The organism is Ruegeria sp. CH5, from assembly GCF_056537025.1.
On sequence record NZ_JBQFQT010000001.1, the window covers coordinates 1,439,012 to 1,460,727 of the forward strand.

The 21,716-nt window shown below is 65.9% G+C and carries 19 protein-coding genes and 1 tRNA gene; 4 read left to right on the forward strand and 16 right to left on the reverse strand.

All coding sequences use genetic code 11. The features are described from left to right. Window positions 1–43 precede the first annotated feature (43 nt). From ACR0JC_RS07110 to ACR0JC_RS07135, 6 genes are all read right to left on the reverse strand, one after another. Window positions 44–841: a glycosyltransferase family 32 protein gene (locus tag ACR0JC_RS07110; RefSeq protein WP_170337708.1), complete on the reverse strand. Its 798-nt coding sequence runs from the start codon at window positions 839–841 to the stop codon at window positions 44–46. A 128-nt stretch (window positions 842–969) separates the two neighbouring features. Beyond that, a complete protein-coding gene (hisD, locus tag ACR0JC_RS07115) occupies window positions 970–2,271 on the reverse strand; it encodes a histidinol dehydrogenase (protein WP_170337706.1) in 1,302 nt (433 codons plus the stop codon). 58 nt (window positions 2,272–2,329) lie between these two features. Continuing rightward, on the reverse strand, window positions 2,330–2,851 hold the full coding sequence (locus ACR0JC_RS07120) for a GNAT family N-acetyltransferase (RefSeq protein ID WP_170337704.1): 522 nt from the start codon (window positions 2,849–2,851) through the stop codon (window positions 2,330–2,332). A gap of 1 nt (window position 2,852) precedes the next feature. Beyond that, complete coding sequence (locus ACR0JC_RS07125; RefSeq protein WP_170337702.1) at window positions 2,853–3,329, reverse strand: DUF2948 family protein; 477 nt, start codon at window positions 3,327–3,329, stop codon at window positions 2,853–2,855. Next, window positions 3,329–4,594, reverse strand: coding sequence for a UDP-N-acetylglucosamine 1-carboxyvinyltransferase (gene murA / locus ACR0JC_RS07130; RefSeq protein ID WP_170337699.1), 1,266 nt, complete (start codon window positions 4,592–4,594; stop codon window positions 3,329–3,331). Before murA ends, ACR0JC_RS07125 begins: the two co-directional genes overlap by 1 nt. A gap of 6 nt (window positions 4,595–4,600) precedes the next feature. After that, the gene (locus tag ACR0JC_RS07135) at window positions 4,601–4,756 is read right to left on the reverse strand and encodes a hypothetical protein (protein ID WP_170337448.1); all 156 of its coding nucleotides are present in this window, start codon (window positions 4,754–4,756) and stop codon (window positions 4,601–4,603) included. A gap of 83 nt (window positions 4,757–4,839) precedes the next feature. On the opposite strand from ACR0JC_RS07135, the gene ACR0JC_RS07140 reads away from it, so the two are divergent. Beyond that, window positions 4,840–4,914 (forward strand) — tRNA-Thr (locus ACR0JC_RS07140). Window positions 4,915–5,188: 274 nt separating this feature from the next. Here the strand turns inward: ACR0JC_RS07140 and ACR0JC_RS07145 are convergent. From ACR0JC_RS07145 to ACR0JC_RS07165, 5 genes are all read right to left on the reverse strand, one after another. Beyond that, a complete protein-coding gene (locus tag ACR0JC_RS07145; RefSeq protein WP_040633350.1) occupies window positions 5,189–5,434 on the reverse strand; it encodes a MoaD/ThiS family protein in 246 nt (81 codons plus the stop codon). Then, a complete protein-coding gene (locus tag ACR0JC_RS07150; RefSeq protein WP_170337698.1) occupies window positions 5,427–7,682 on the reverse strand; it encodes a xanthine dehydrogenase family protein molybdopterin-binding subunit in 2,256 nt (751 codons plus the stop codon). Before ACR0JC_RS07150 ends, ACR0JC_RS07145 begins: the two co-directional genes overlap by 8 nt. Then, the gene (locus tag ACR0JC_RS07155) at window positions 7,682–8,161 is read right to left on the reverse strand and encodes a (2Fe-2S)-binding protein (RefSeq protein WP_170337697.1); all 480 of its coding nucleotides are present in this window, start codon (window positions 8,159–8,161) and stop codon (window positions 7,682–7,684) included. The genes ACR0JC_RS07150 and ACR0JC_RS07155 overlap by 1 nt, the downstream gene beginning before the upstream one ends. Beyond that, window positions 8,158–9,024, reverse strand: a complete 867-nt coding sequence (locus ACR0JC_RS07160; RefSeq protein WP_170337695.1) for an FAD binding domain-containing protein — start codon at window positions 9,022–9,024, stop codon at window positions 8,158–8,160. Before ACR0JC_RS07160 ends, ACR0JC_RS07155 begins: the two co-directional genes overlap by 4 nt. Before the next feature lie 126 nt (window positions 9,025–9,150). Then, window positions 9,151–12,363 (reverse strand): reductive dehalogenase, encoded by a 3,213-nt coding sequence (locus ACR0JC_RS07165; protein ID WP_170337693.1) that lies wholly within the window; start codon window positions 12,361–12,363, stop codon window positions 9,151–9,153. A gap of 75 nt (window positions 12,364–12,438) precedes the next feature. Between ACR0JC_RS07165 and ACR0JC_RS07170 the strand changes: the two genes are divergently transcribed. Further along, the gene (locus ACR0JC_RS07170; RefSeq protein WP_170337691.1) at window positions 12,439–13,341 is read left to right on the forward strand and encodes a LysR family transcriptional regulator; all 903 of its coding nucleotides are present in this window, start codon (window positions 12,439–12,441) and stop codon (window positions 13,339–13,341) included. Here the strand turns inward: ACR0JC_RS07170 and ACR0JC_RS07175 are convergent. Next, window positions 13,332–14,183 (reverse strand): LysR substrate-binding domain-containing protein, encoded by an 852-nt coding sequence (locus tag ACR0JC_RS07175; protein WP_093962870.1) that lies wholly within the window; start codon window positions 14,181–14,183, stop codon window positions 13,332–13,334. The two genes, ACR0JC_RS07170 and ACR0JC_RS07175, sit on opposite strands and share 10 nt — an antisense overlap. 104 nt (window positions 14,184–14,287) lie before the next feature. Here ACR0JC_RS07175 and ACR0JC_RS07180 point away from each other — a divergent pair, with 104 nt between their 5' ends. After that, on the forward strand, window positions 14,288–14,992 hold the full coding sequence (locus ACR0JC_RS07180) for an SDR family oxidoreductase (RefSeq protein ID WP_170337689.1): 705 nt from the start codon (window positions 14,288–14,290) through the stop codon (window positions 14,990–14,992). A gap of 4 nt (window positions 14,993–14,996) precedes the next feature. Here ACR0JC_RS07180 and ACR0JC_RS07185 read toward each other — a convergent pair whose 3' ends face one another. Genes ACR0JC_RS07185 through ACR0JC_RS07200 form a run of 4 tightly spaced genes read right to left on the reverse strand, consistent with a single transcriptional unit; the run spans window position 14,997 to window position 20,719 of the window. Then, entirely contained in the window at window positions 14,997–16,271 is a 1,275-nt protein-coding gene (locus ACR0JC_RS07185; RefSeq protein WP_170337687.1) for an NAD(P)/FAD-dependent oxidoreductase, read from the reverse strand. Window positions 16,272–16,313: 42 nt separating this feature from the next. Then, entirely contained in the window at window positions 16,314–17,348 is a 1,035-nt protein-coding gene (locus ACR0JC_RS07190; RefSeq protein ID WP_170337685.1) for an ACP S-malonyltransferase, read from the reverse strand. Then, on the reverse strand, window positions 17,345–19,534 hold the full coding sequence (locus ACR0JC_RS07195; protein ID WP_170337683.1) for a dehydrogenase E1 component subunit alpha/beta: 2,190 nt from the start codon (window positions 19,532–19,534) through the stop codon (window positions 17,345–17,347). Before ACR0JC_RS07195 ends, ACR0JC_RS07190 begins: the two co-directional genes overlap by 4 nt. 18 nt (window positions 19,535–19,552) lie before the next feature. After that, window positions 19,553–20,719 carry a pyridoxal phosphate-dependent aminotransferase gene (locus ACR0JC_RS07200; RefSeq protein WP_170337681.1) on the reverse strand — a complete coding sequence of 389 codons (1,167 nt, stop codon included), beginning with the start codon at window positions 20,717–20,719 and terminating at the stop codon, window positions 19,553–19,555. A 98-nt stretch (window positions 20,720–20,817) separates the two neighbouring features. Between ACR0JC_RS07200 and ACR0JC_RS07205 the strand changes: the two genes are divergently transcribed. Then, window positions 20,818–21,702, forward strand: coding sequence for a LysR substrate-binding domain-containing protein (locus ACR0JC_RS07205; RefSeq protein WP_170339975.1), 885 nt, complete (start codon window positions 20,818–20,820; stop codon window positions 21,700–21,702). The last annotated feature ends 14 nt before the right edge of the window (window positions 21,703–21,716 follow it).

The following is a 21,716-nucleotide window of genomic DNA, read 5'->3' on the forward strand; positions in this document are numbered from 1 at the left end:
CCTATGCCCGCGGGACAACGCGGGAAACGGGCCGGACGCAAGGTCAGATGGGGTACTCGTTGGGGTCGATCCCGTGCTTGCGCAGCAAGGTGTCAACAAGCGAACCGGGATTGATATCGCGATCTTTGAAGATTCTGCGAAACCACGAGCCGTAGAAATGGATCGAGGTTTTGGCACGCCAGTTCAAGAAATCCAGCTTCGAAAGGTCAGGGTCGTTCCAAAGCGCACGATGTCGCGGCGGTATGGCGTAGATTTCAGTGCGCTCAACAGCCATCTGCCGTTCCGTCCCTTTGTAGACGAAATGATACAACATCGGCGGGCCCAGACTGAACAGTGGCAGGCTCCAATAGGTCGATCTGCCAAAGATTTTCAGATAGGCGCGCTGCTGCTCTTCAGGCCACCAGGGTGGAACCAGATCACTGTTAAAGGCAAAATCGCACATTTCGGCCAAGGCGGGGCTGTCGCTGGGAAAGGCCAGCACTCCATTCATCATGCGCCGGGTCTTCCGGTTTCCGAGCGGAAACAGGTACCCTTGTTCAGTTTGAAACGGCCGCAGGGCATAGGCATCCGCATCCACCCATATCTGATCGGTCTGTTGAAGAAGCTTCAGGCGGAACAGGTCCGCATGTACTGCGACCGACCGCGTGATCGGATCGCGGTAGATTTCGGGCGCGTCGAATACTTCGCGCGCATCGCGGGCCTCGACATAGCCCGGAATGTCCTGCAGATCGCCATAGTGATAGACGATCGGCTTCTGATCCAAATCCGCAAAGGATTTCAGGCACAGATGCTCCAGAAAGCTGAAGCGCTCTCCGATCCAGAGGGTTGCGACACGTTCCAAATTCGGCTCCGGGTTTGTCCTAAGACGTCACCGGTTAAAACGCACGGGTCAGACGACCACCGCAAGTGGTTTTGCACGCGCCGCGGCAGTCCCAAGCCGGATGTGACCCCGCCGCCATGATGCCAAGGTCAACCGTTCAGCCGCTTGAGCCGAGCACCCACGGATAGCCCGTGCGCCTCCAGGCTTTCCGACCGCGCCAGTTGCTCGGCCGCCGGGCCGATGGCGCGCAGAGCCTCGGGGGTCATGTGGCTGAGCGTGGTGCGTTTGAGGAAATCCATCACGCTGAGCCCCGACGAAAACCGGGCCGAGCGTGCGGTGGGCAGAACATGGTTCGGTCCGCCGACATAGTCGCCGATGGCCTCTGGCGTATACTGACCCAGGAAAATAGCGCCGGCGTGGATGGTCTTGCGGCTCAGCGCTATCGGATCGGCCACGCACAGTTCCAGGTGTTCCGGAGCGATGCGGTTAGACAGCGCGGCGGCCTCGTCCAGGTCGCGCACGGTGATTACCGCACCATAGTCGCGCCAGCTCGCCCCGGCGATCGCGCGTCGTTCGAGCGTCTCCAGCCGTTTTTCCACCGCCTCGGCCACCGCGCGGCCGAAACCGGCGTCATCGGTGATCAGGATCGACTGGGCGCTTTCGTCATGCTCGGCCTGACTGAGCAAGTCCAGTGCGATCCAGTCGGGGTCGTTGTCCTTGTCCGCGATCACCAGAATTTCGGAGGGGCCGGCGATCATGTCGATGCCCACCTTGCCGAACACCCGCCGTTTGGCCGCCGCCACGAAGGCGTTGCCCGGCCCGGTGATCTTGTCCACCGGCGCGATGGTTTCCGTGCCATAGGCCAGCGCCGCAATCGCCTGCGCGCCGCCGATGCGATAGATCTCGTCGACGCCGGACAGGCGCGCGGCCAGCAGGACCAGCGGGTTGACCTGCCCGTCCGGCGTGGGCACCACGATGGCCAGACGCTCGACCCCGGCCACCTTGGCGGGAATGGCATTCATCAGCACCGAGGACGGATAGGAGGCCAACCCGCCCGGCACGTAAAGCCCCGCGGCAGAGACCGCCGACCAGCGCCAGCCCAGCGTGGCGCCCGACTCGTCGGTCCATTCCTGATCCTGCGGCATCTGGCGTTCGTGATAGGCGCGGATGCGCGCGGCGGCCAGTTCCAGCGCCGCGCGGTCATCGTCGCTGACGGTTGCGATGGCCTGCGTCACCTCGTCGGCGCTGAAGGCCAGCGTGTCCGGCGTCATCTTTAACCGGTCGAATTTCGCCGTCAGCTCGATCACGGCAGCATCGCCACGCGACCGCACATCGGCGATGATCTGCGCCACGACGGCGTCGACATCGGGGCTGTCTTCGCGTTTGGCGGACAGAAGGGCTTGGAAACCGGTTTCGAAATCGGCGGATGTCGTGTCGAGGAAAACGGGCATTTGCGTACTCCGGGGCGTTTGAACGGGTCTTATCGCCCGCAGGGGCGGGCCTCAACCCTCAGCCCGAGGGGTGCAGCGATTTGCGCAGGGAGAATTGGGGAATGCCGTTCCAGTCCGCGGGCTGCCCCGCCGTGACCCAACCGTTCCGGCGATAGAAGTCCAGCGCGGTCTTGGTTGACATCAAATGAACAGTGGTGGCCCCGGACAGGGCCAGTTCGGCCTCGAGCCGGGACAGCAACGCGGCACCGACCCCCTGCCCTGCGTGGTCAGGATCGACATAAAGCAGCGAAATCTCGGCCGGTGCGCGCAGCCCACCGACGGCGGCAACATTTCCGTTCCACTCGGCCAACCAGATCTGGGTGCCCGAGATGATCCAGTTGCGAACGGACTGCGGGTCCTTGTTGGCAGTCCACGCTGCGATCTTGTCTGGCTGATTTCCGTGGTCGGCCTCACACAGTCGGGTGATGGAGCGGACCAGAACCTGACTCACCCCAAACACGTCGAACACGGTGGCCCGGCGCAGCGACACGCCGGCCTGCCCCGGAGACAGCGCCTGCGAAATGCCACGCTTGTTCTGCATGTCAGTCCGGGTGCCGAGGCGCCTTGCCCGAAGGCGCACGATAGGGGCGCGTCACATCCTTGAGCGTTGCATCAACCGCTTCCACCGTCAGTCGGATCGCGCCATCCCCGGCCAGCACAAGCAGCACCTCGCCCGTGCCATCATCCGAAGGGTGGAACTCGATATCAAGAACCGAGAGGATCAGGTCCTTGTCGGATCGATCAACCCCTTGGCTGGACACCGACAGGACCGAGTCGAATACCAGCAGCGACTGCACCCGCTCGAATTCCCGACCACGGCGCTCGGCTGCTTCCTTGTCCTCCCACCGGAACCGGTTGAGCAGCAAGGCAAAGCGGCGGCGGGTTGGTTGCCAGGTCATTTCGCTGACCGGAAAAACCGCATCCTGCGTCAGCGTTGCGATCACCTTGAGGTCCTCGGCATCCAATGCGCCAAGGTTCAGCGGCGCCTCGCGCCCGTCTTCGAATGTTGCGTCTGCCATCAGCCCTTGATCCGTTCTATTTTCGCGCCCACGCCTTCCAGCTTGCGGACCACATGCTCATATCCGCGGTCCAGATGATAGACCCGGCTGACGGTTGTTTCGCCCTCGGCCGCCAACCCGGCCAGGATCAGCGAGACCGAGGCCCGCAGATCGGTGGCCATGACTGGCGCACCCTTAAGACGCTCGACCCCGGTCACCGTCGCGGTGCCGCCATGCACCTCGATCTGCGCGCCCATGCGCACCAGTTCAGGGGCGTGCATGAAGCGGTTCTCGAAAATCCGTTCCTCCAGCACCGAGGTTCCCTCGGCCGTGCACATCAGCGCCATCATTTGCGCCTGCAGATCGGTAGGAAAGCCCGGGAACGGCTCGGTCACCACGTCCACGGCGCGCACCCGGCCATTCTTGCGAGAGACCTTCAGACCCTGTTTCGTCTCGGCGACATCCACCCCGGCGGCCGTCAGCTTCTCGACGAAGGATTCGACCAGTGACAGGCGGCCGCCCAGCAGTTCGACATCACCGCCGCAAACGGCGGGGGCCAGCATGTAGGTACCCAGCTCGATCCGATCGGTGACCACCTGGTGCGTGGCCCCGTGCAGGCGGTCGACACCCTGGATCTCAATGGTCGAGGTGCCCTCGCCGTCAATCTGCGCGCCCATGCTGCGCAGGCATTGAACCAGATCCACGATCTCGGGCTCGCGTGCGGCGTTTTTCAGAACCGTGGTGCCCTTGGCCAGCGTCGCGGCCATGACGATGTTCTCGGTGGCACCCACTGAGGCAAAGCGCATTTCATGCACCGCGCCCTTCAATCCACCTGGCGCCTTGGCGTGCAGGTAGCCGTCCTTCAACTCGATTTCGGCACCCAGTGCTTCCAGCCCCTCGACATGCAGGTCCATCGGCCGCGCCCCGATGGCACAGCCGCCCGGCAGCGAAACCACGGCCTGCCCGAAACGCGCCAATAGCGGCCCCAGAACAAGGTTCGAGGCCCGCATTTTGCGCACGATCTCGTAATCGGCCGTGTGACTGGTCAGATCATGGCTGGACATCGCCAGAACCTGCCCGTCCTGCAGGGCCGACACCTCGGCCCCCAGCGACTGCAGCAGCGCGGTCATGGTCTTGATGTCACTCAGACGCGGCGCGTTGGTCAGCGTCAGCGGATCTTCGCTGAGCAACGTGGCCGGCATCAGCGTCAGACAGGCATTCTTGGCCCCCGCGATCGGAATTTGGCCGTGAAGCGGCCCGTTGCCCGTTACCAGAATCGAATCCATCTGCTCTTAGTCCTTGTGCTGTCCCGGCCGGTCATCCTGTGCGCTGCGCGCCTTGGCCTGCGCCTTGCGCCGCGCCAGGTTTGCCTTGAGGGCAGCCTTGAGCCGATCTTCGCGCGCGGATCCGGATTGTCCGTGTTTTTTGGGTGATTTTTTCTCTGCCATGATCTTTCTCTACAGGAGGCGAAAAAAACCGTCCAGAGACCCTTGCGCCCCGTTTCGTTTGAGTCTAATCACCCGCCCACAGCGCTGCTGTAGCTCAGAGGTAGAGCACTCCCTTGGTAAGGGAGAGGTCGAGAGTTCAATTCTCTCCAGCAGCACCATCTTCCAGTTTTTACCCGGATTCCGCTGCACGACGCCTCGATATCTTTGCAGGCGCAACTTCCCCGACGTCAACCACGCATGGCCGGAAATCACACACATCTGACACCTTCCCGCAATACTAATGCCAATATTGCAATACATAGCGGATCAATCCTGCCGATCCGTTTGATGGTGTTTTTTTAACGAGGGGGTACTTCGGTAGGACCAGGGGTGAGGCCGAAGCGCCGAATTCAAGACCGGGGCTTCCGGTCCTCCCCCGCCGATTTCACGGGGCTACCCGCCCCGCAACCTCTGCATCAGATAGACTTCGGCACCTTCGGGAATGGGTTCGGACAGACCCGCTGCAATGATCCGGCCATTGACTGCAACGGACACGCCCGCGTCGATCGGCGCCTGCAGTTGCGGATGAAGGCGCACCAGTTCGCGCAGCAGCTCGCCGGTTGTCGCAGCCTGAACCTGCACCACTTCCTGGCCCCCGGTCAGCGACCGGAGACCGGACCAGAGATGGACCTCAACCATTGCCCTTGAGGGCGGCCAGAATGCGCGGCGGCGACATCGGCAGTTGTCGCATCCGCACGCCCGCCGCGTTCGAGACCGCGTTCGCGATGGCTGCCAATGGCGGCACGATGCCGGTTTCACCCACGCCACGCACGCCGAACGGGTGGCCCGGGTTGGGCACCTCGACGATCACCGTGTCGATCATCGGCAGGTCGCTGGCCACAGGGATACGGTAGTCGAGGAACACCGGATTCTGCAGCCGGCCATCCTCGCCGTAGATGTATTCCTCGTTCAGCGCCCAGCCGATGCCCTGCGCCGCGCCGCCCTGGAACTGGCCCTCGACATAAGCCGGGTGGATCGCCTTGCCTGCGTCCTGGATGACCGTGTAGCGGGTGATCGAGGTCTTGCCGGATTCGGGATCGACCTCGGCATCGACGATATGGGTGCCGAAGGACACGCCGGCGCCTTCGGGGGTCGCCTCGAAATGGCCCGAGATCGGCCCACCTGTGCGCCCCATGTCGGCGGTGATCTCGGCCAGCGGCAGCGGGTCGAAATCGCCCGCGTTGGGGCCGGACGGCACCGCGCAGCCGTTTTCCCATTTCACCGCGTCCACGGGGATGCCCCATTTGGCCGCCGCGCGTTCGCACAGTTTCTCGACCGCGTGCTGCGCCGCCTTGATCGTGGCCAGACCGCTGGCATAGGTCACGCGCGAGCCGTGGCTGACGTCGTTGTAACCCAGCGTGGCGGTGTCGGCGATGGTCACGCGGATGTTCTCGTATGGGATGCCCAGCACCTCGGCCGCCATCAGCGCCATCGACGCGCGCGAGCCGCCGATATCGGGCGTGCCGACCATCAGCTGCGCCGAGCCGTCCTCGGACAGGGCCAGCGACACCGAGGTCTCGCCCCCGTGGTTGAACCAGAACCCGCAGGCGACGCCCCGCCCCTGCCCCGGCTTCAGCGGCGCGGAATAATGCGGGTGGCCCTTGGCGGCCTCGAGCGTCTCGACCAGGCCGATCCGGTCATAGGTGGGGCCATAGCTGGCCTTGGTGCCCTCGCGCGCGGCGTTCTTCAGGCGCACATCGACCGGATCGAGGCCCAGTTTCTTGCACAGTTCGTCGATGACCGATTCTACCGCAAACGCCCCCATCGGCGCGCCGGGCGCGCGATAGGCGGCCTGTTTCGGGCGGTTGGACATGACGTCATACCCCACCTGCCGCACGTTGGTCAGGTTGTAGGGCGCAAAGGCGCACATTGCGGTCATGTCGCCCGGCGCACCTGGAAAGGCACCGCCTTGCAGGCGGAACACGCCTTGGGCGGCGGTGATGGTGCCGTCTTTCTTCATGCCGATCTTGACGTCCATCGAGGCCGAGGCCGTCGGCCCAGTGGCCCGCAGAACCTCGGACCGGGACATCACGATCTTGACCGGACGGTTGGCCTTGCGCGACAGCGCCAGCGCCACCGGTTCGATGAACACGGTGGTCTTGCCGCCGAACCCGCCACCGATTTCCGATGCGGTCACGCGCAGCTGCGCGGTTTCGATCCCCAGCAATGCCGCGCAGGTCTTCTGCACGATCCAGTGGCCCTGGGTGCAGCACCACAGCTCGCCCTTGCCGTCAGCGCCCAGCGATGCAAGGCAGGCGTGCGGTTCGATATACCCCTGGTGGGTGGCCTCGGTGACGAAGTGATCCTCGATCACCAGATCGGCATCGGCAAAGCCCGCCTCGACATCACCGTGGCCGCTTTCGTGATAGCGCACGACGTTGGGGTGCATCCCCTCGGGCACCGAATAGTCGGCCGCGCCCTCGCGGATCACCGGAGCGTCGGGCGCCATCGCCTTGTCCACGTCGGTGACATGGGGCAGCACCTCGTATTCGACCTCGATCAGCTTGAGCGCATCCCGCGCCGCCAGCGCCGAACTGGCCGCAACCGCCGCCACCGCGTGCCCGTCATAGAGCGCCTTTTCCCCGGCCATGATGTTTTCCAGAACGTTCCAGAACTCGCCCTCGAGCCCGGGCTTGAACGGGACATCGGCGAAATCGGCGCGGGTGACCACGGCTTTCACGTCCTTGAGCGCTTCGGCCTTCGAGGTGTCTATCCGAACGATCCGCGCATGGGCGTGGGGCGAGCGCAGGATGGCGCCGAACAGCATGCCCGGCGCGGTCACGTCGGCCCCGAACCGGGCGCGGCCGGTGACCTTGTCCAGCCCGTCGGGACGGTTCGGGCGGGTGCCCACGAAGGTGAAATGCGACTTGCGATCGTCGAGTGCCATTACGAAGCCTCCCGCAGCTCGGCGGCCGTGTCCAGAACGGCGCGGATGATCTTGTCATACCCCGTGCAGCGGCACAGGTTGCCGGCCAGCCAATAGCGGGCCTCTTCCTCGGTCGGGTCGGGGTTCCTTTCCAGCAGCGCCTTGGCGGCGACCAGAACGCCCGGTGTGCAGACTCCGCATTGCAGCGCGGCATGTTCGATGAACATGCGCTGCAGCGGGTGCAGGGTTTCACCCTCGGCCATGCCTTCGATGGTTTCGATCTGCTTGCCCTCGGCCTCAACCCCCAGCACCAGGCAGGAACAGACGAGCCGCCCGTCCAGCGTGACCGAGCAGGCCCCGCAATCGCCGGTGCCGCAGCCCTCCTTGGCGCCGGTCAGGTTCAGCTTGTCGCGCAGACAGTCCAGCAGGGTTTCACGCGCGTCGCACAGGTATTCGACCGTGTCGCCGTTGACGGTGGTGGTGACGTGATGCTTGGTCATGCGGTCTCTCCCTTGGCGCGGGCATAGGCGATTTTCGCGGCGCGTTTCGCCAGAACGCCGGCCACTTCGGTGCGGAATTCGATCGTGCCGCGCTTGTCGTCGATGGGTTTGCAGGCGGCCGAGGCGGCGGCGCCCAGCGCCGCCAGCGCGGCCTCGTCCAGCGTGGTGCCGATCAGCGCCCGGGCGCAGTCTTCGACCAGCAGGACGGTGGGCGCCACGGCCCCCAATGCAACGCGGGCCTCGGTGATCGTGTCACCATCGACGCGCAGGTTCACGCCCACGCCGACCACGGCGATGTCCATCTCGGTGCGCGGAATGAAACGCAGATAGGCGTCGCCGCCATTCGCGCCCCGCGCCGGGATGTGCAGAGCCGAGATCAGCTCGCCCTGCGCCAGCGAGGTCTTGCCGGGGCCGGTCGGGATGCCCTCGACCGCCACGACCCGATCGCCGTTCGGGCCGGTCACCGTCGCCGTAACCCCTGCGGCCACCATGGCCGGAACCGAGTCGGCTGCAGGCGAGCCGTTGCACAAGTTGCCTGTCAGCGTGGCACGGCCCTGAACCTGGGTCGAGCCGATCAGGTCCATCGCCTCGACTACACCGGGCCACTCGCGGCCCAACTGGGGGTGTTCGCTCATCTCGGCGCCGGTGACGGCCACGCCCAGCGTCCAGCTGCCATCGGCGTTGCGGGTGATGGCGTGTACGCCGTCGATCGCCTTGATGTCGATCAGGGTGTCGGGGGTCACGATCTCGGACCGCAGCTGCACCAGAACGTCGGTGCCGCCGGCCAGAAACCGCGTGATGCCCGTTGCATGGGCAGCCAGATCCGAAGCTTCGGCAAAGCTGGCGGGGCGGTGATATTGCATGATTGTACCTCGCGCCTGTTGGTCAGGGTTCACTGGGTTTGGGGCGACGTTAGAGCAGCCGCGCGGCGGCGTCCATGGCCCGCGCGACCTATTTTTTCGCCTGAAAATGTCGCTTTCCGACCGGGGTCAGAGGTCGATCTCGACCACCCCGCCCGGCTCGGCCGCGCGGCTCTGGCACAGAATCAGTGCCGATTCCCGCTGATTGCGCGACAGGACGAAATCGCGATGCTCGACCTCGCCCGCAATCAGCCCGCATTTGCAGACGCCGCAGATGCCGTCGGCGCATTTCACGTCGACATGGATGCCGGCCTCGTTCAGCACCTGCGCCGCGTCTTTGTCGACGGGCACCTCAAGGTCACGCCCTGACCGTGCCAGCCGCAGGGTGAACGGGTGGTTTTCAAAATCGGGCTGCTCGGGCACCGAGAAATACTCCAGATGCCGGGCCTCCTCGGGCCAGCCCTGACATTCGGCAGCCTGCATCACCGCCTCCATGTAGCGGTCCGGGCCGCAGGTATAGACATGCCAGCCGTCGCGATAGCCCGCTAGGATCGCGCCCAGATCGGCGCGGGTGCCCTCGTCCGAGACATGCAAATGCACGCGGTCCGCCCAGGGCGCTGCGGCCAGATCGGCCAGATACCCGGCCTTTTCCCGTGAGGGGATGGAATAGTGCAGGTCGAAATCACGGCCCAGCGCGTGCAGGCGTTGCGCGAAGGCGATCATCGGGGTAATCCCGATGCCGCCGCCCATCAGCAGAGTGCGGGAGGCGGTCTCGTCCAGTTGGAAATGATTGATCGGCTTTGACACGAACACCTTGCGGCCCGGCGTGAAGATCCGGTGCAGCAGGGCCGATCCGCCGCGGCCCTGATCCTCGCGCAGGACCCCGATCTGATAGGTCATGCGGTCGGCCGGGTCCCCGGACATCGAGTATTGCCGCAGAAATTCCGGCGCCACCAACACGTCCAGATGCGCGCCGGCCGTCCAATCCGGCAAGGGCGCACCGTCCGGGGCCGAGAATTCGTATTTGCTGACATCCGGCGTCATCTTCTCGACCTTGGTCACCTCGACCCGCATGACCGGGGCGTCGCCGGAGATCGTGTAGCGATGAACCACCGACAGGTCTCCGGCGGCCAGACGGGCCTTGTACTCCTCGGCGGTGACCATCGCCTGATAGGCGGCAATCCCGGCTTCGCGGTCCATCGCAAAGGGATAGGGCCAGGGATGCGGCGCAATGGGGGCGGGATAGACGGCCAGCGTCTGATCTTCGTATTTCAGGTCAAGATCCTTTTGCAGATCGCGCCGGTTCAGCGGGTGCGCTGTGGGCCGATAGGCGCCGTCGGGCTGCAGTTCCAGATCCCACCACCATTTCTTGGTGTCGTTCAGCCCGCCATTGCCCAGCGCATCGTCCAGTTTCGCCAGCGCGGGCGCAGCGGCGGGAATGGTCATCGCAGCCCAGCGGAAGGGGCGTTCGGCGAACAGCCCTTCCAGGTTCCAGGGGCAGGTCTTCATGCAGCGCCCGCACATCGCCCCGCCGGGCGTGGTGATCCGGTAGGTGGCGCATTTCTGGCTGTCGGATTTCCAGATCTCGTAGCCGTTGAACATCAGCTTGGGCCCGGCGGTGATCGCCCCCGAGGGGCATTCGCGAGCACATTTGTTGCAGCTTTCGCAGAACCGCTGCAGGCCAAAGTCGATGGGCTTGTCGTGGGTCATGGGCATGTCGGTGGTCACCACACCCGATTTCAGGCGCGGGCCCAGGAACGGGTTCAGAATGACCTCGCCGATGCGGCTGACCTCGCCCAGCCCCGACAGCAACAGCAGCGGCGGCTGCAGCACTTCGCCATCCATCACCGTATGCGCCTTGGCCTTGTAGCCCAGATTGCGGATCTGACGGGCCAATACCCCACCCAGCAGCGAGAACCGCAGATAGGCGCGCATCGACTGGGCGACGCTGATCCAGTCATCGCCGGATGCGCCCTCCATCGTCTCATAACCCTGGTCGATGATCATGCTAACGGCCTGATCGTGGGGCGGCACGATTTCCTCGCCGGTGGCGTCGTGGGAATACCACGCCCATTCGGGGCAGCGGCTGAGGCCCACGGCATCGACGCTCAGGAAATAGCTGGCCGCCTTGATGTTCGCCGCGTTGCGCTCGGCATCGGTGGGGCTGGCGACCTCGGCGCTGTCGCCGTCCTGCAGCAGGACGAAGGCCCCCAGCGCGCGCCGTTGGGCAAAGCTGGGCGCGGATTTTCGGACGTAGTGCCCGCCCTTCGCCGCGTCCTGCAGCGGTTTGCCCATGTCGCCGAACTGCGCCCGCGCAAACATGTCGGCGCGTTTGGGCACGCGGGGCACGTTCGCTTCGTCGATATAGGTGGTCGGGCTGTCCACGCGTTTGAGCGTCTCGAACGGGTGCGCGCCATCGACATAGCGGCGGCGGGCGAAAGGGTCGCGGTTCAGCGCGCTTTTGGCAAAACCCGCGCCCAGCCACCACGCGGGGCCTTGGGTGCGGAACCACGGCTGCCGGTCGCGCGGGGCCAGCGGTCGATCATGGGCGATTTCCAACTCGGTGGTCACGGCGGCCAGCCCGAACCGACGCCCCAGCCAGGGGGCCACGGCGGTTCCATCCTCGGCCCAGACCAACCCGGCTGCGGCGGCAAGGCGCGGCAGATCCACGTCCGAGGACATCACCGAATGCGCCCGCGCGTCATACCCCAACAAGCGGATGTAGTTGGCGATCACCACCGCGTTTTCGGTGGCCAGCAGGCAGGCGCGGTGATCCTGCGCATCCAGGATCCACTCGGCGCCGGGCTCGGCCGGATCGGGGTCGCGGTGATGTTCGTACAGGAACACGATGGCATGGAGATGGGCGGTGATCGGCCCCGGCTGGGCCGCGACGCTGTCGCGCAGGTCGGCCATGATCACGTCGATCCCCGAGGCCAGGGTCTTTGTCTGCCGGGTCTGCAGCGCATGGGCCAGCCGGTCGATATCGGGGTTGCGCCGGGGCTGGTCCAGCAGCGCCTGCGGCGGCAGAGGCCCGCAACCCATCATCGATGCATCGTTGAAATAGCCAAATGCCTTCAGGTGGTTGGCGCGCTCGACCGGATCGCCGGGCATCTCAGCCCGGGCCGGATTGACGAAGCCATCGCGGATGGTGTCCAGCATCGCCTGAAACTCGCCCATCGCGTTGACGATGCTGTGGGGCTGCTCGGGGCGGTCGAAACTCAGCACCGGCATCGTGTCCAACGCCGACAGATCGGGCAGCGCATCCTGTCGCCGCAGCCGTTCCAGCGGATAAGGACCCATGTGAACGGGTCGGTTCTTGTCCGAGAAAAAGCGGATCCCCATCGCGTGCCTCCTGTTGCCAAGCTTCCCCTAGCGCGGCATGAACAGCAATACCATTCATGGCGGATCATAAACGGTATGAAGAAAATCGATTTCACTGATCTGGACGGCAAGGTCCTGCGCACCTTCCTGACGATCCTCGAGGAAAACTCAGTGTCCAAGGCCGCCGACCGCCTCGGCGTTACGCAATCGGCCATCAGCCACACGTTGGCCAAGTTGCGGCATGTGCTGGGCGATCCGCTGTTCGTGCGCTCCGGTCAAGGGCTTACCCCGACCGAGCGGGCGCTGGCGCTGAAGGAGCCGGTTCAGAAGGTCCTGGACGGGATGCGCGCCCTGACCGACGAGCGGCCCTTTGACCCGCTGTCCGAAGAGATCACCGTGCAGATCGCCACCAACGACATGCCGCGCGAGCTGATCTTTCCGAAGTTGCTGCGCAGGGCGCGGTCCGATGGGGTGCGGCTGCAGCTGGGGTTCATGCCCTCGGGCGTGCCCGACCCGGAACTGCTGCGCAGCGACCGGTGCCAGTTGATGCTGACCCCGCTGCCGCCGGACGGCCCCGACATCTTTCAGAAGCTGCTGGTGAGCAGCCCCCTGATGGTGTTTTACGACGCCGAGCGGCGTGATCCGCCCGCCGACTGGGCCGCCTATTGCGCCGCCGACCATGTCGAGGTGCGGTTTCCCGATGGGCGCAACGCGCGGGCGGTGATGCGCGGCGTGGATCAGAGCCAGATCCGCCCGCCCACCGTGACCTTGCCGCATTTCAACGCGATCCCGGCCTTCGTGAAAGGCAGCGATCTGATCTCGACCGACACGGCGCTGATGAAACAAGGGCCTTTGGCGGCGCTAAACTGCGCGCCCTTGCCCTTCGATTGTCAGCCGGTTTCGATCTACATGGTCTGGCACCAGCGGTTCGCCAACGATCCCGCCCATCGCTGGCTGCGGGGGCGGATCGCGGCGATTGCCGCCACGCTTCAGGCCTGAGCCCGCAGCCAGTCGCGCATCAGCGCCACCAGATCCGGCTGCCGCGGCTTGCGCGGGGTGACGATATGGAACCCCAGATCGTCCAGCAGCACCTGCGCCAGCGGTTGCACCAACCGCCCCGCCGTCAGCTCGGCCGCGACCAGTGGCGCATTGGCTAGCGCAAAGCCCTGCCCGGCCACGGCGGCATCGATGGCCAGGCTGGTCTGGCTGAAATTCATCATTCTCGGGCGCCCCTGCACGCCGGCGCGTTCCAGAAACAGGGGCCACAGGCCATGAGAATCGCTCAGCAGTACATGCGCCAGCAGGTCTTGAGCCGATGTCACCTGCGCGGCCAGGTCGGGGCTGCCGACGACGACGAATTCGGTGGGGAACAGCGGCTCGGCCACCAGGCCGTCGCCAAACGGCGCGCGGCCCTGCCGCACCGCGATATCCACCCCGTCCGTCTGGAAATCAGCCAGCCGCTCGCGCGCATCGACCTGCACCGAGACATCCGGGTGCCGCGCGGTGAAATCGCCCAGCCGCGGCACCAGCCATTTCGAGGCAAAGCTGGGCGTGACCGACAAGGTGATCTGGCGCTGGCCCGACAGGTCTTCGACCGCCTCTTCAATCAGGCGGAAAGCGCGGCGCAGGGGCGCGTGGAATCGCCGTCCGGCCTCGGTCAGGCGCAAGCCGCGCGGCAGTCGGTCGAACAACGGGGTGCCCAGCCGCGCCTCGAGACCCCGGACCTGCTGGGCAACCGCCCCTTGGGTAACACCCAGTTCCTGCGCCGCCAGCCTGAAGTTCAGGTGACGGGCCGACGCCTCGAAGGCGCGCAGGGCGTTCAGCGGAGGAAGGGCAACCATGACGTCCACGCAATAGTTTTTCTACACCCTTAAGGCAGAAGAACTGATTGGTCAAACGGCCTGCGACGCTTCATCTTGGCAGCAGATTGAAACGGAGAACGAAGATGACGGAAAAAGTGGCTCTGATCACCGCCGGCGGCAGCGGCATGGGTGCGGATGCGGCGCGGCGGCTGGCGGCGGACGGGTTCAAGGTGGGCATCCTGTCCTCGTCCGGCAAGGGCGAGGCGCTGGCAGCCGAGCTGGGCGGCGTGGGCGTGACCGGCTCGAACCAGTCGACTGACGACCTGCAGAGGCTGGTGGATGCGGCGATGGCCCATTGGGGGCGGATCGACGTGCTGGTGAACTCGGCCGGGCATGGCCCGCGCGCGCCGGTGCTGGAGCTGACCGACGAAGACTGGCATCAGGGGATGGACGTCTATTTCCTGAACGCGGTGCGCCCCACAAGGCTGGTGACGCCGATCATGCAGGCGCAGGGGGGCGGGACGATCATCAACATCTCGACCTTCGCGGCGTTCGAGCCCGACCCAGTCTTTCCGACCTCGGGCGTATTCCGGGCCGGGCTGGCGGCGTTCACCAAGCTGTTCGCCGACAAATATGCTGCCGAGAATATCCGCATGAACAACGTCCTGCCCGGCTTCATCGACAGCCTGCCTGAGAAAGAAGAGTTCAAGGCCAAGATCCCCATGGGCCGCTATGGGCGCAGCTATGACGAGATCGCCTCAGTCATATCGCTGCTGGCCTCCGAGGGCGGCGGTTACATCACCGGGCAGAACATCCGGGTGGATGGCGGGATCACCCGCTCGGTCTGACCGGTCAGACCCTTGCCTTGACCAGATGCGTCAGCGCCGCGCCGGTTTCAAAGAAGGCGCGGCGCAAGCCTGTCCAGCTTTCGTGATGGGCGGTCACCGGTTGCAATGGCAGGCGGGCGGGGTCGCCCGTCAGCAGGCTGTCGGCCATCATGCGGCCGAAGACAGTGCCCGGCCCGATGCCGCGCCCGGAATAGCCATGCGTCGACAAGGCGTTCGGCCCGATCTGAACCAGTTTCGGGATGTGGTCCGAGGTCATGGCAATGCGCCCGTGCCAGCCGTCTTTCAGCGGCCGTTCGGCCAGCGGGGGAAAGATCTGCGCCAGTTTCCGCGTGATCCAGCCGCGATGGGCAAAGCTGCCCACGTGTCCCAGATCACCCATCGCCCCGATCACCAGCCGCCCGGCCTGATCCATGCGGAACGAGGTCATGATCAGCCCGGTATCCCAGCACCCCTCGCCCCCCGGCAGCAGGGTGGCGCGGATGTCCTCGGGCAGTGGGTCGGTGGCGTATTGGAAGTAGTAGACCGGCACATAATCCTGACGGGTGTCGGGCAGTCCTGCATGATAGGCGTTGGTGGCCTGGATCAGTGCCTTGGCCCGCACCAAGCCTTGCGGCGTCTCCAGATGCCATAGCTCGCCATCGTGGCGCAGGGTCTGCACCGGGCTGTTGGCGTGGATCGCCGCCCCGGCCTGCCGCGCTGCGCGGGCGAGGCCTTGCACATAGGCCAGCGGCTGGATCGTCCCGGCGCGCGGGTCGAAAATAGCGCCGTGAAAGGCCTCGCTGCCAGTGCGGCGGGCGGCTTCCTGCGCGGACAGCAGCTCGACCGGCGCGCCGTCGGATGACAGTTGTTGGTGGCGGGCCTGCAGGTCGCGCAGACCTTTTGGCGAATGGGCTAGGTGCAGGGTTCCGGCCTGCACCGGCTCGCAGTCGATGGCGTGGTCACGGATCAGGCGGAACACCTCGGCCGGGGCCTGAGCCAGCAGGGCGATCAACCGATCGCCCGCCTCGCGGCCCAGATGGGCGCGGATCTCGGCCGGGGGCAGCCACAGCCCGGCATTGGCCAGCCCGACATTGCGGCCCGACCCGCCATGGCCGATCTGGTGCGCCTCGAGCAGACAGACCGAGGCCCCCGCCTGCGCCGCGTGCAGTGCCGCCGAGCAACCCGTGTAGCCGCCGCCGATCACCGCAAGGTCCACCGTGACGGACCCGGTCAGGGGCGGGGCGTCCACCCGCTCGCGGCTGGTTCTGGTCCACAGGCTGATTTCCGGGTCGGTGGTCATGGGCGGGATATCCTTGAATGCGCGCGCAGATTTCCCGAGGGCTCAGCCGATGGCAAGAGGTCTTTGATCCTCGCGCCCCAGCGCGATCAGGAACGGGTCCTGTGCCTGCAGGGCCTGAAAGCTGTCCTTGTCTGACATGCAGCGCCAGTTGGCCAGCACCAGCGACTGCGCCACAGCGCCGCCCAGCGTAGCGCTGGGGCCGGTCACGATGAACAGGTCGGGCGCGAATTCGCGGGCGGCGGTCTGCACCGCGCGGGTAAAGTCGTAAGGCTCGGTCACTTGATGGCCCAGCGTGTAATCCCACAGCGCGCCCGTGTCGGTGGCGCCGGGCCACCAGATCTTACCGTGCCCGTCGATCATCGGCAGGTCCAGCTGAGTGAACAGCGTGGCGGGCAGTAGGCGGCGGCCTTCCTGCGCCACGGGGGCCTGCAGGCGCGTGTGAAAGGCCGCGTGATTGGCCAACCGCATCGGGAACCGCTCCTGCACCACGGGTTGCGCGGCCTCGAAGGCCCTCAGCCCGGCCTCGTTGCCGGCCAGCACCAGCATCCCGCCCAGATCGATCGACAGGGCGAGGTCATGCTCCGGCAGGGCATTGATGCGCGCCACCTCGGCCAAAAGCTCGGCCTTTCGGGCCGAGTCGTCGCGCCAGTCGTCGCCGGTGAAGGGATAGACCAGCTGCCCGCCGATCAGGTGGGTCTGCATCAGCGTGCCCATGATGTTTACCACCCGGAACCCGTTTTCGGGCGACAGCGCCCCCGCGGCGGCCAGCGCGATATACCAGCCCATCGAGTTGCCGGTGACGGCCACCACCTCGATATCCTCGGCCAGCGCCTGCGCATCAGCCAGCGATGCGGCGTAGATCAGGGGCGAGGCCACGTCGCCACGGGAATACTTGCTGACCGAGAAACGCGACGCGCCGTCCAGCGCGGTCACCGCCTCTTGGTCCGTTTCGGCGCGGATCGCGTCGAACTCGCGGAACAGCTCCATACGGCCCGCGTGGTGGCGGTGCAGGTAGCCCAACTCGGACTTGTTGTAGGTGCCCCGGCCGGGGCAGATCACGACGGCGGTGCGGGTCATTTCTTGGCTCCGGTCAGGGTAAGAGCGGCGGCCACGATGCCGTCACGCGAGGGCAGCGGCGCGGCATAGGCGGGGCCGGTGGCGATGAAGCAATCCTCGGCCACGACGCGGGCGGTGGGCAGGTCGGTCTGCTCGGCAAAGAGCGTCATCAGCGCCTCGGACTGGCTGCCGGTGCGGCGGCATTCATCGACGATCAAGACGTGCTTGCAGCCCTTGGTGGCCTTCAGCAGCGCCTGTTCGGGCAGCGGCGCCAGCCAGCGCATGTCGATGAGGCGGGTGGTCAGCCCGGCGGACTGCAGCTCGGGCAGGGCCTGTTTCGACAAGTAATGGCCGTTGCCGTAGGTCACGATCGCCAGATCGGTGCCGTCTCCATGCACGCCCACCTCGCCCAGCGCGATGCGTTCACCGGGCGCGGGATAGCGGGTCATCCACGCGCCGTCTTGCCCCTCGTGCAGGTCGCGCATCGGGTAGAGCGCGATGGGTTCGAGGAACACCACCACCCGCTGCTCCTCGCGCGCCAGCCGCACACATTCACGCAGCATCCGCGCCGCATCCGCCCCGGTCGAGGGGCAGGCGATGATGACGCCCGGAATGTCGCGCAGCACGGCCAGCGAGTTGTCGTTGTGGAAATGCCCGCCAAAGCCCTTCTGGTATCCCAGCCCGGCGATCCGCACGACCATCGGGTTGGTGAACTGCCCGTTCGAGAAGAACGGCAGCGTGGCGGCCTCGCCCCGGATCTGGTCCTCGGCATTGTGCAGATAGGCGAGGAACTGGATCTCGGGGATCGGGACAAAGCCGTTGTGGGCCATGCCGATGGCGAGGCCGAGGATCGACTGTTCGTCCAGCAGCGTGTCGATCACCCGGTCCGGGCCAAAACGCGCCTGCAGCTTCTGGGTTACGCCATAGACGCCACCCTTGCGGCCCACATCCTCGCCCATGCAGACGATCTCGCCATGTTCCAGCATCAGGTCGGTCAGGGCCCAGTTGATCAGGCGGGCCATCGGCTGCGGGTCGTCCATCGCGCGCAGGTCGCTGCCGAAAGCTGCGGCGCGGGCCTCGGCGCTGGGGCCGTTGGTGGGTTTGCAGGGGCGTTTCGGCGGGATCAGGCTGGCCGCGACTTCGGCGGCGGTGGACAGATGCGGGCGGTTGGCGGCCTCGGCCGCGATGCGGTCGGTGCGGGCGCAGGTCTGCTCATAGATCTTCAGCGCCTGATCGGGCGGCAGCGCCCCGGCCTGATCCAGCAGGCGCACCGAATGCAGCAGCGGGTCGTTGGCCTCATCCGCCTCGACCTCGGCGCGGCTGAGATAGGTGGTGGGCACATCCGCCCCCGCATGGCCGTAAAGGCGCACGGTTTTCAGGTGCAGAAAGGCCGGTTTGCGCCGGGTGCGGACGTATTCGGCCGCCTGCTGCGCCACCGCGAATGTCTCATAGATGTCCAACCCGTTGGCCTGAAAATACCTGATGCCCGGGCGATGCTCCATCGAGGCCTGAATCCAGCCCTTGGGTGTCTTGACCGAGATGCCGATGCCGTTGTCCTCGCAGACAAAGAGCAGCGGCAGCGGGATCGACTGGACACTGGTCCAGCCGGCGGTATTGATCGCCCCCTGCGCGGTGGAGTGGTTGGCCGAGGCGTCACCGAAGGAGCACATGGCGATGCCATCCTCGGGCAATTGCCGGTGTTCGGGGTCGTGCCGCCGCGCCGCGCCCAGGCTATAGGCCGCGCCCACCGCCTTGGGCAGGTGGCTGGCGATGGTCGAGGTTTGTGGCGGGATCATCAGCGCCTTGGAGCCTAGCACCTTGTGCCGCCCGCACGAGGTCGGGTCCTCTTTGGAGCAGGCAAAGCTCAGCAGCATGTCCCAGGCGATCTGCTGGCCGGGCACCTGCTCGGCCCGGGCGATCTGAAAGGCGGCGTCGCGATAGTGCAGAAAGGCGATGTCGGTCGGGCGCAGGGCATGGGCCACGGCGGCCATGCCCTCGTGCCCCGAGGATCCGATGGTGTAGAAGCCCTGCCCCGCCTTCTGCATCGCCCGGCTGGTGCGGTCCAGCGCACGGCTGAGGACCTGCGAGCGGAACAGCGAAACCGCCTCGGGCGCAGTCAGGCCCGGGCGCGGCGGTGCGCCTGCGGGCAGGTCGCGATTGGCGACGCGGGTCAGGAAGTTTTCGTGAACGATCTGGGCGCGATCCATCTGGGTTCCCCGGTCAGGTCAAAGTTCGGCCGTAGCGTCGGTAATCCGGCGCAGGCCTTGGGTCAGGCTATCGGTGTCATAGGCAAAGGAAAGCCGAAAATGCCCCGGCATGCCAAAGGCCCGCCCCGGCACCACCGCGACGCCCGCGTGATCCACCAGGTGGCGGCAGAACTCGGGGTCCGAGGGCATCGCAGCAGGCGTCCGCGGGAAGACGTAAAAGGCCCCGTCGGGCACCGCGCAGTCCAATCCGGCGGCATTCAGGCTTGCCACCACCAGATCGCGGCGCGCGCGCATGGCCTCGCGGCGTTCGGTCAGCAGGTCCTGCGGGCCGGTCAGCGCGGCCAGCGCCGCCGCCTGCGCGATGGAGCAGGCGCCTGAGGTGATCTGCCCCTGCACCGCCACCATCGCCTTGATCAGTGGCGCGGGGCCGATCCCCCAGCCGATGCGCCAGCCGGTCATCGAATAGGCCTTGGACACGCCGTTCACCGTCAGCGTGCGGTCTGCCAGCGCCGGAACCGCCTGAACGAAGGGTGTGAAAGGCACATAGGCAAGGTGCTGATAGATCTCGTCCGAGATCACCCAGACCTGCGGGTGCTGCTCCAGCACGTCGCCCAACGCTCGCAATTCGCTTTCGGTGTAAACCGCCCCGGTCGGGTTCGAGGGCGTGTTCAGCAGCAGCCAGCGGGTGCGCGGGCTGATCGCGGCATCGAGCTGTTCGGGGGTCAGCTTGAAACCCTGTTCACGCGGGCAGTCCAGCACCACCGGAGTGCCGCCCGCCAGTTTCACCATGTCGGCATAGCTGGTCCAGAAAGGCGCGGTGGTGATGACCTCATCGCCCGAATCGAGCGTCGCGAGGAACGCGCCGGCCAGCACCTGCTTGGCCCCGGTCGAGACGATGACCTGCGCCGGCTCGACCCCGGCCTGTTCCGCGATAGCGGCACGCAGGGCCGGCGTTCCGGCGGTGGCGGGGTATCGGGTCTGACCGTCCAGCGCCGCCTTGTGGGCGGCCTCGACCACGTGCGGCGGCGTGGGAAAGTCGGGCTCGCCGGTGCTGAGCGCGATCACGTCCACACCCTGCGCACGCAACTGCGCGGCCCGTTCCGAGATTTGGACGATCTCGGACAATTCGATCCCGTCGAGTCTCCCTGCCCGCCGAAATCCGCTCGAACTGTTCTGAATGGTCATAATCGCCCCGCTGCACTTTTCTACCGCCGCGCCTTTTTGCTATTGGATTGGGGGATCCACCAGTGATATTCCCTCCACAAGCCATGAGGAAAAGTCATATGCTGGCGCCGCGTCGATTTCTGCCGTCTATTTCTTCCCTGTTGGCGCTCGAAGCCGTCGACCGCTTGGGCAGCGCCTCAGCAGCTGCCGATGAACTCTCGCTCACCCAAAGCGCGGTCAGTCGCCAGTTGAAGGCCGTCGAAGAACAGCTGGGCGTCGCACTGATCCAACGCGACCAAATGCGCCTGCAACTCACACCCGCTGGCAAGGAATACGTGGAAACTGCCCGAACGGCGCTGCAGCAACTGGCGCAGGCCTCACTGAAGCTGAAGGCCAACCCCTCTGGCGGTTCTTTGGAACTGTCGATCCTGCCCGCGTTCGGTATGCACTGGCTGGCGCCACGGCTTCAGGATTTCGCGCAGCGCCACCCCGAAGTGACGATGAACCTGAGCACACGGCTCAAGCCTTTCGACTTCGGCACCGAACCTTTCGACGCGGCTATCCATTTCGGCCAGCGAGACTGGACCGGGGTGAACTATCTGCCGATCATGCGCGAAGAGGTTCTGCCGGTCTGCGCGCCAGCCCTGCTGCCAGCCGAAGCCCCGAACGCTGAATGGCTGGTCGACGCACCACTGCTGCATCTGGATACCCGGCCCGATGCGTGGGAACGCTGGTTCGCCGCGCAAAGCACCCCTGTCGAGGGTGTCCGAGGCATGCTGTTCGACCAGTTCTCGACCATGATCCAGGCTACGATCCATGGGTTGGGCGTAGCACTGCTGCCCAGCTACCTGATTTCAGCCGAGCTCGAGGCCGGCCGGTTGGTTCCGGCCTGTGCAGCTCCGCCGGTCAGCCTGGGCGACTACTATCTTGTCTGGCCGCAAAATCGCACGGAACCGGCCCCTCTTGTCTCGTTCCGCGCATGGCTGCAGGGGCAGCTGCCTTAGCCGATCCGCCTCCG

Coding starts and splice junctions, on each gene's coding strand:
- murA (WP_170337699.1), bottom strand. CDS start 4,594: ATGGATTCGATTCTGGTAACGGGCAACGGGCCGCTTCACGGCCAAATT.
- ACR0JC_RS07145 (WP_040633350.1), bottom strand. CDS start 5,434: ATGGTTGAGGTCCATCTCTGGTCCGGTCTCCGGTCGCTGACCGGGGGC.
- ACR0JC_RS07170 (WP_170337691.1), top strand. CDS start 12,439: ATGAAGAAAATCGATTTCACTGATCTGGACGGCAAGGTCCTGCGCACC.
- ACR0JC_RS07135 (WP_170337448.1), bottom strand. CDS start 4,756: ATGGCAGAGAAAAAATCACCCAAAAAACACGGACAATCCGGATCCGCG.
- ACR0JC_RS07185 (WP_170337687.1), bottom strand. CDS start 16,271: ATGACCACCGACCCGGAAATCAGCCTGTGGACCAGAACCAGCCGCGAG.
- ACR0JC_RS07200 (WP_170337681.1), bottom strand. CDS start 20,719: ATGACCATTCAGAACAGTTCGAGCGGATTTCGGCGGGCAGGGAGACTC.
- ACR0JC_RS07205 (WP_170339975.1), top strand. CDS start 20,818: ATGCTGGCGCCGCGTCGATTTCTGCCGTCTATTTCTTCCCTGTTGGCG.
- ACR0JC_RS07195 (WP_170337683.1), bottom strand. CDS start 19,534: ATGGATCGCGCCCAGATCGTTCACGAAAACTTCCTGACCCGCGTCGCC.
- ACR0JC_RS07175 (WP_093962870.1), bottom strand. CDS start 14,183: ATGGTTGCCCTTCCTCCGCTGAACGCCCTGCGCGCCTTCGAGGCGTCG.
- ACR0JC_RS07165 (WP_170337693.1), bottom strand. CDS start 12,363: ATGGGGATCCGCTTTTTCTCGGACAAGAACCGACCCGTTCACATGGGT.
- ACR0JC_RS07160 (WP_170337695.1), bottom strand. CDS start 9,024: ATGCAATATCACCGCCCCGCCAGCTTTGCCGAAGCTTCGGATCTGGCT.
- ACR0JC_RS07150 (WP_170337698.1), bottom strand. CDS start 7,682: ATGGCACTCGACGATCGCAAGTCGCATTTCACCTTCGTGGGCACCCGC.
- hisD (WP_170337706.1), bottom strand. CDS start 2,271: ATGCCCGTTTTCCTCGACACGACATCCGCCGATTTCGAAACCGGTTTC.
- ACR0JC_RS07180 (WP_170337689.1), top strand. CDS start 14,288: ATGACGGAAAAAGTGGCTCTGATCACCGCCGGCGGCAGCGGCATGGGT.
- ACR0JC_RS07120 (WP_170337704.1), bottom strand. CDS start 2,851: ATGCAGAACAAGCGTGGCATTTCGCAGGCGCTGTCTCCGGGGCAGGCC.
- ACR0JC_RS07190 (WP_170337685.1), bottom strand. CDS start 17,348: ATGACCCGCACCGCCGTCGTGATCTGCCCCGGCCGGGGCACCTACAAC.
- ACR0JC_RS07155 (WP_170337697.1), bottom strand. CDS start 8,161: ATGACCAAGCATCACGTCACCACCACCGTCAACGGCGACACGGTCGAA.
- ACR0JC_RS07125 (WP_170337702.1), bottom strand. CDS start 3,329: ATGGCAGACGCAACATTCGAAGACGGGCGCGAGGCGCCGCTGAACCTT.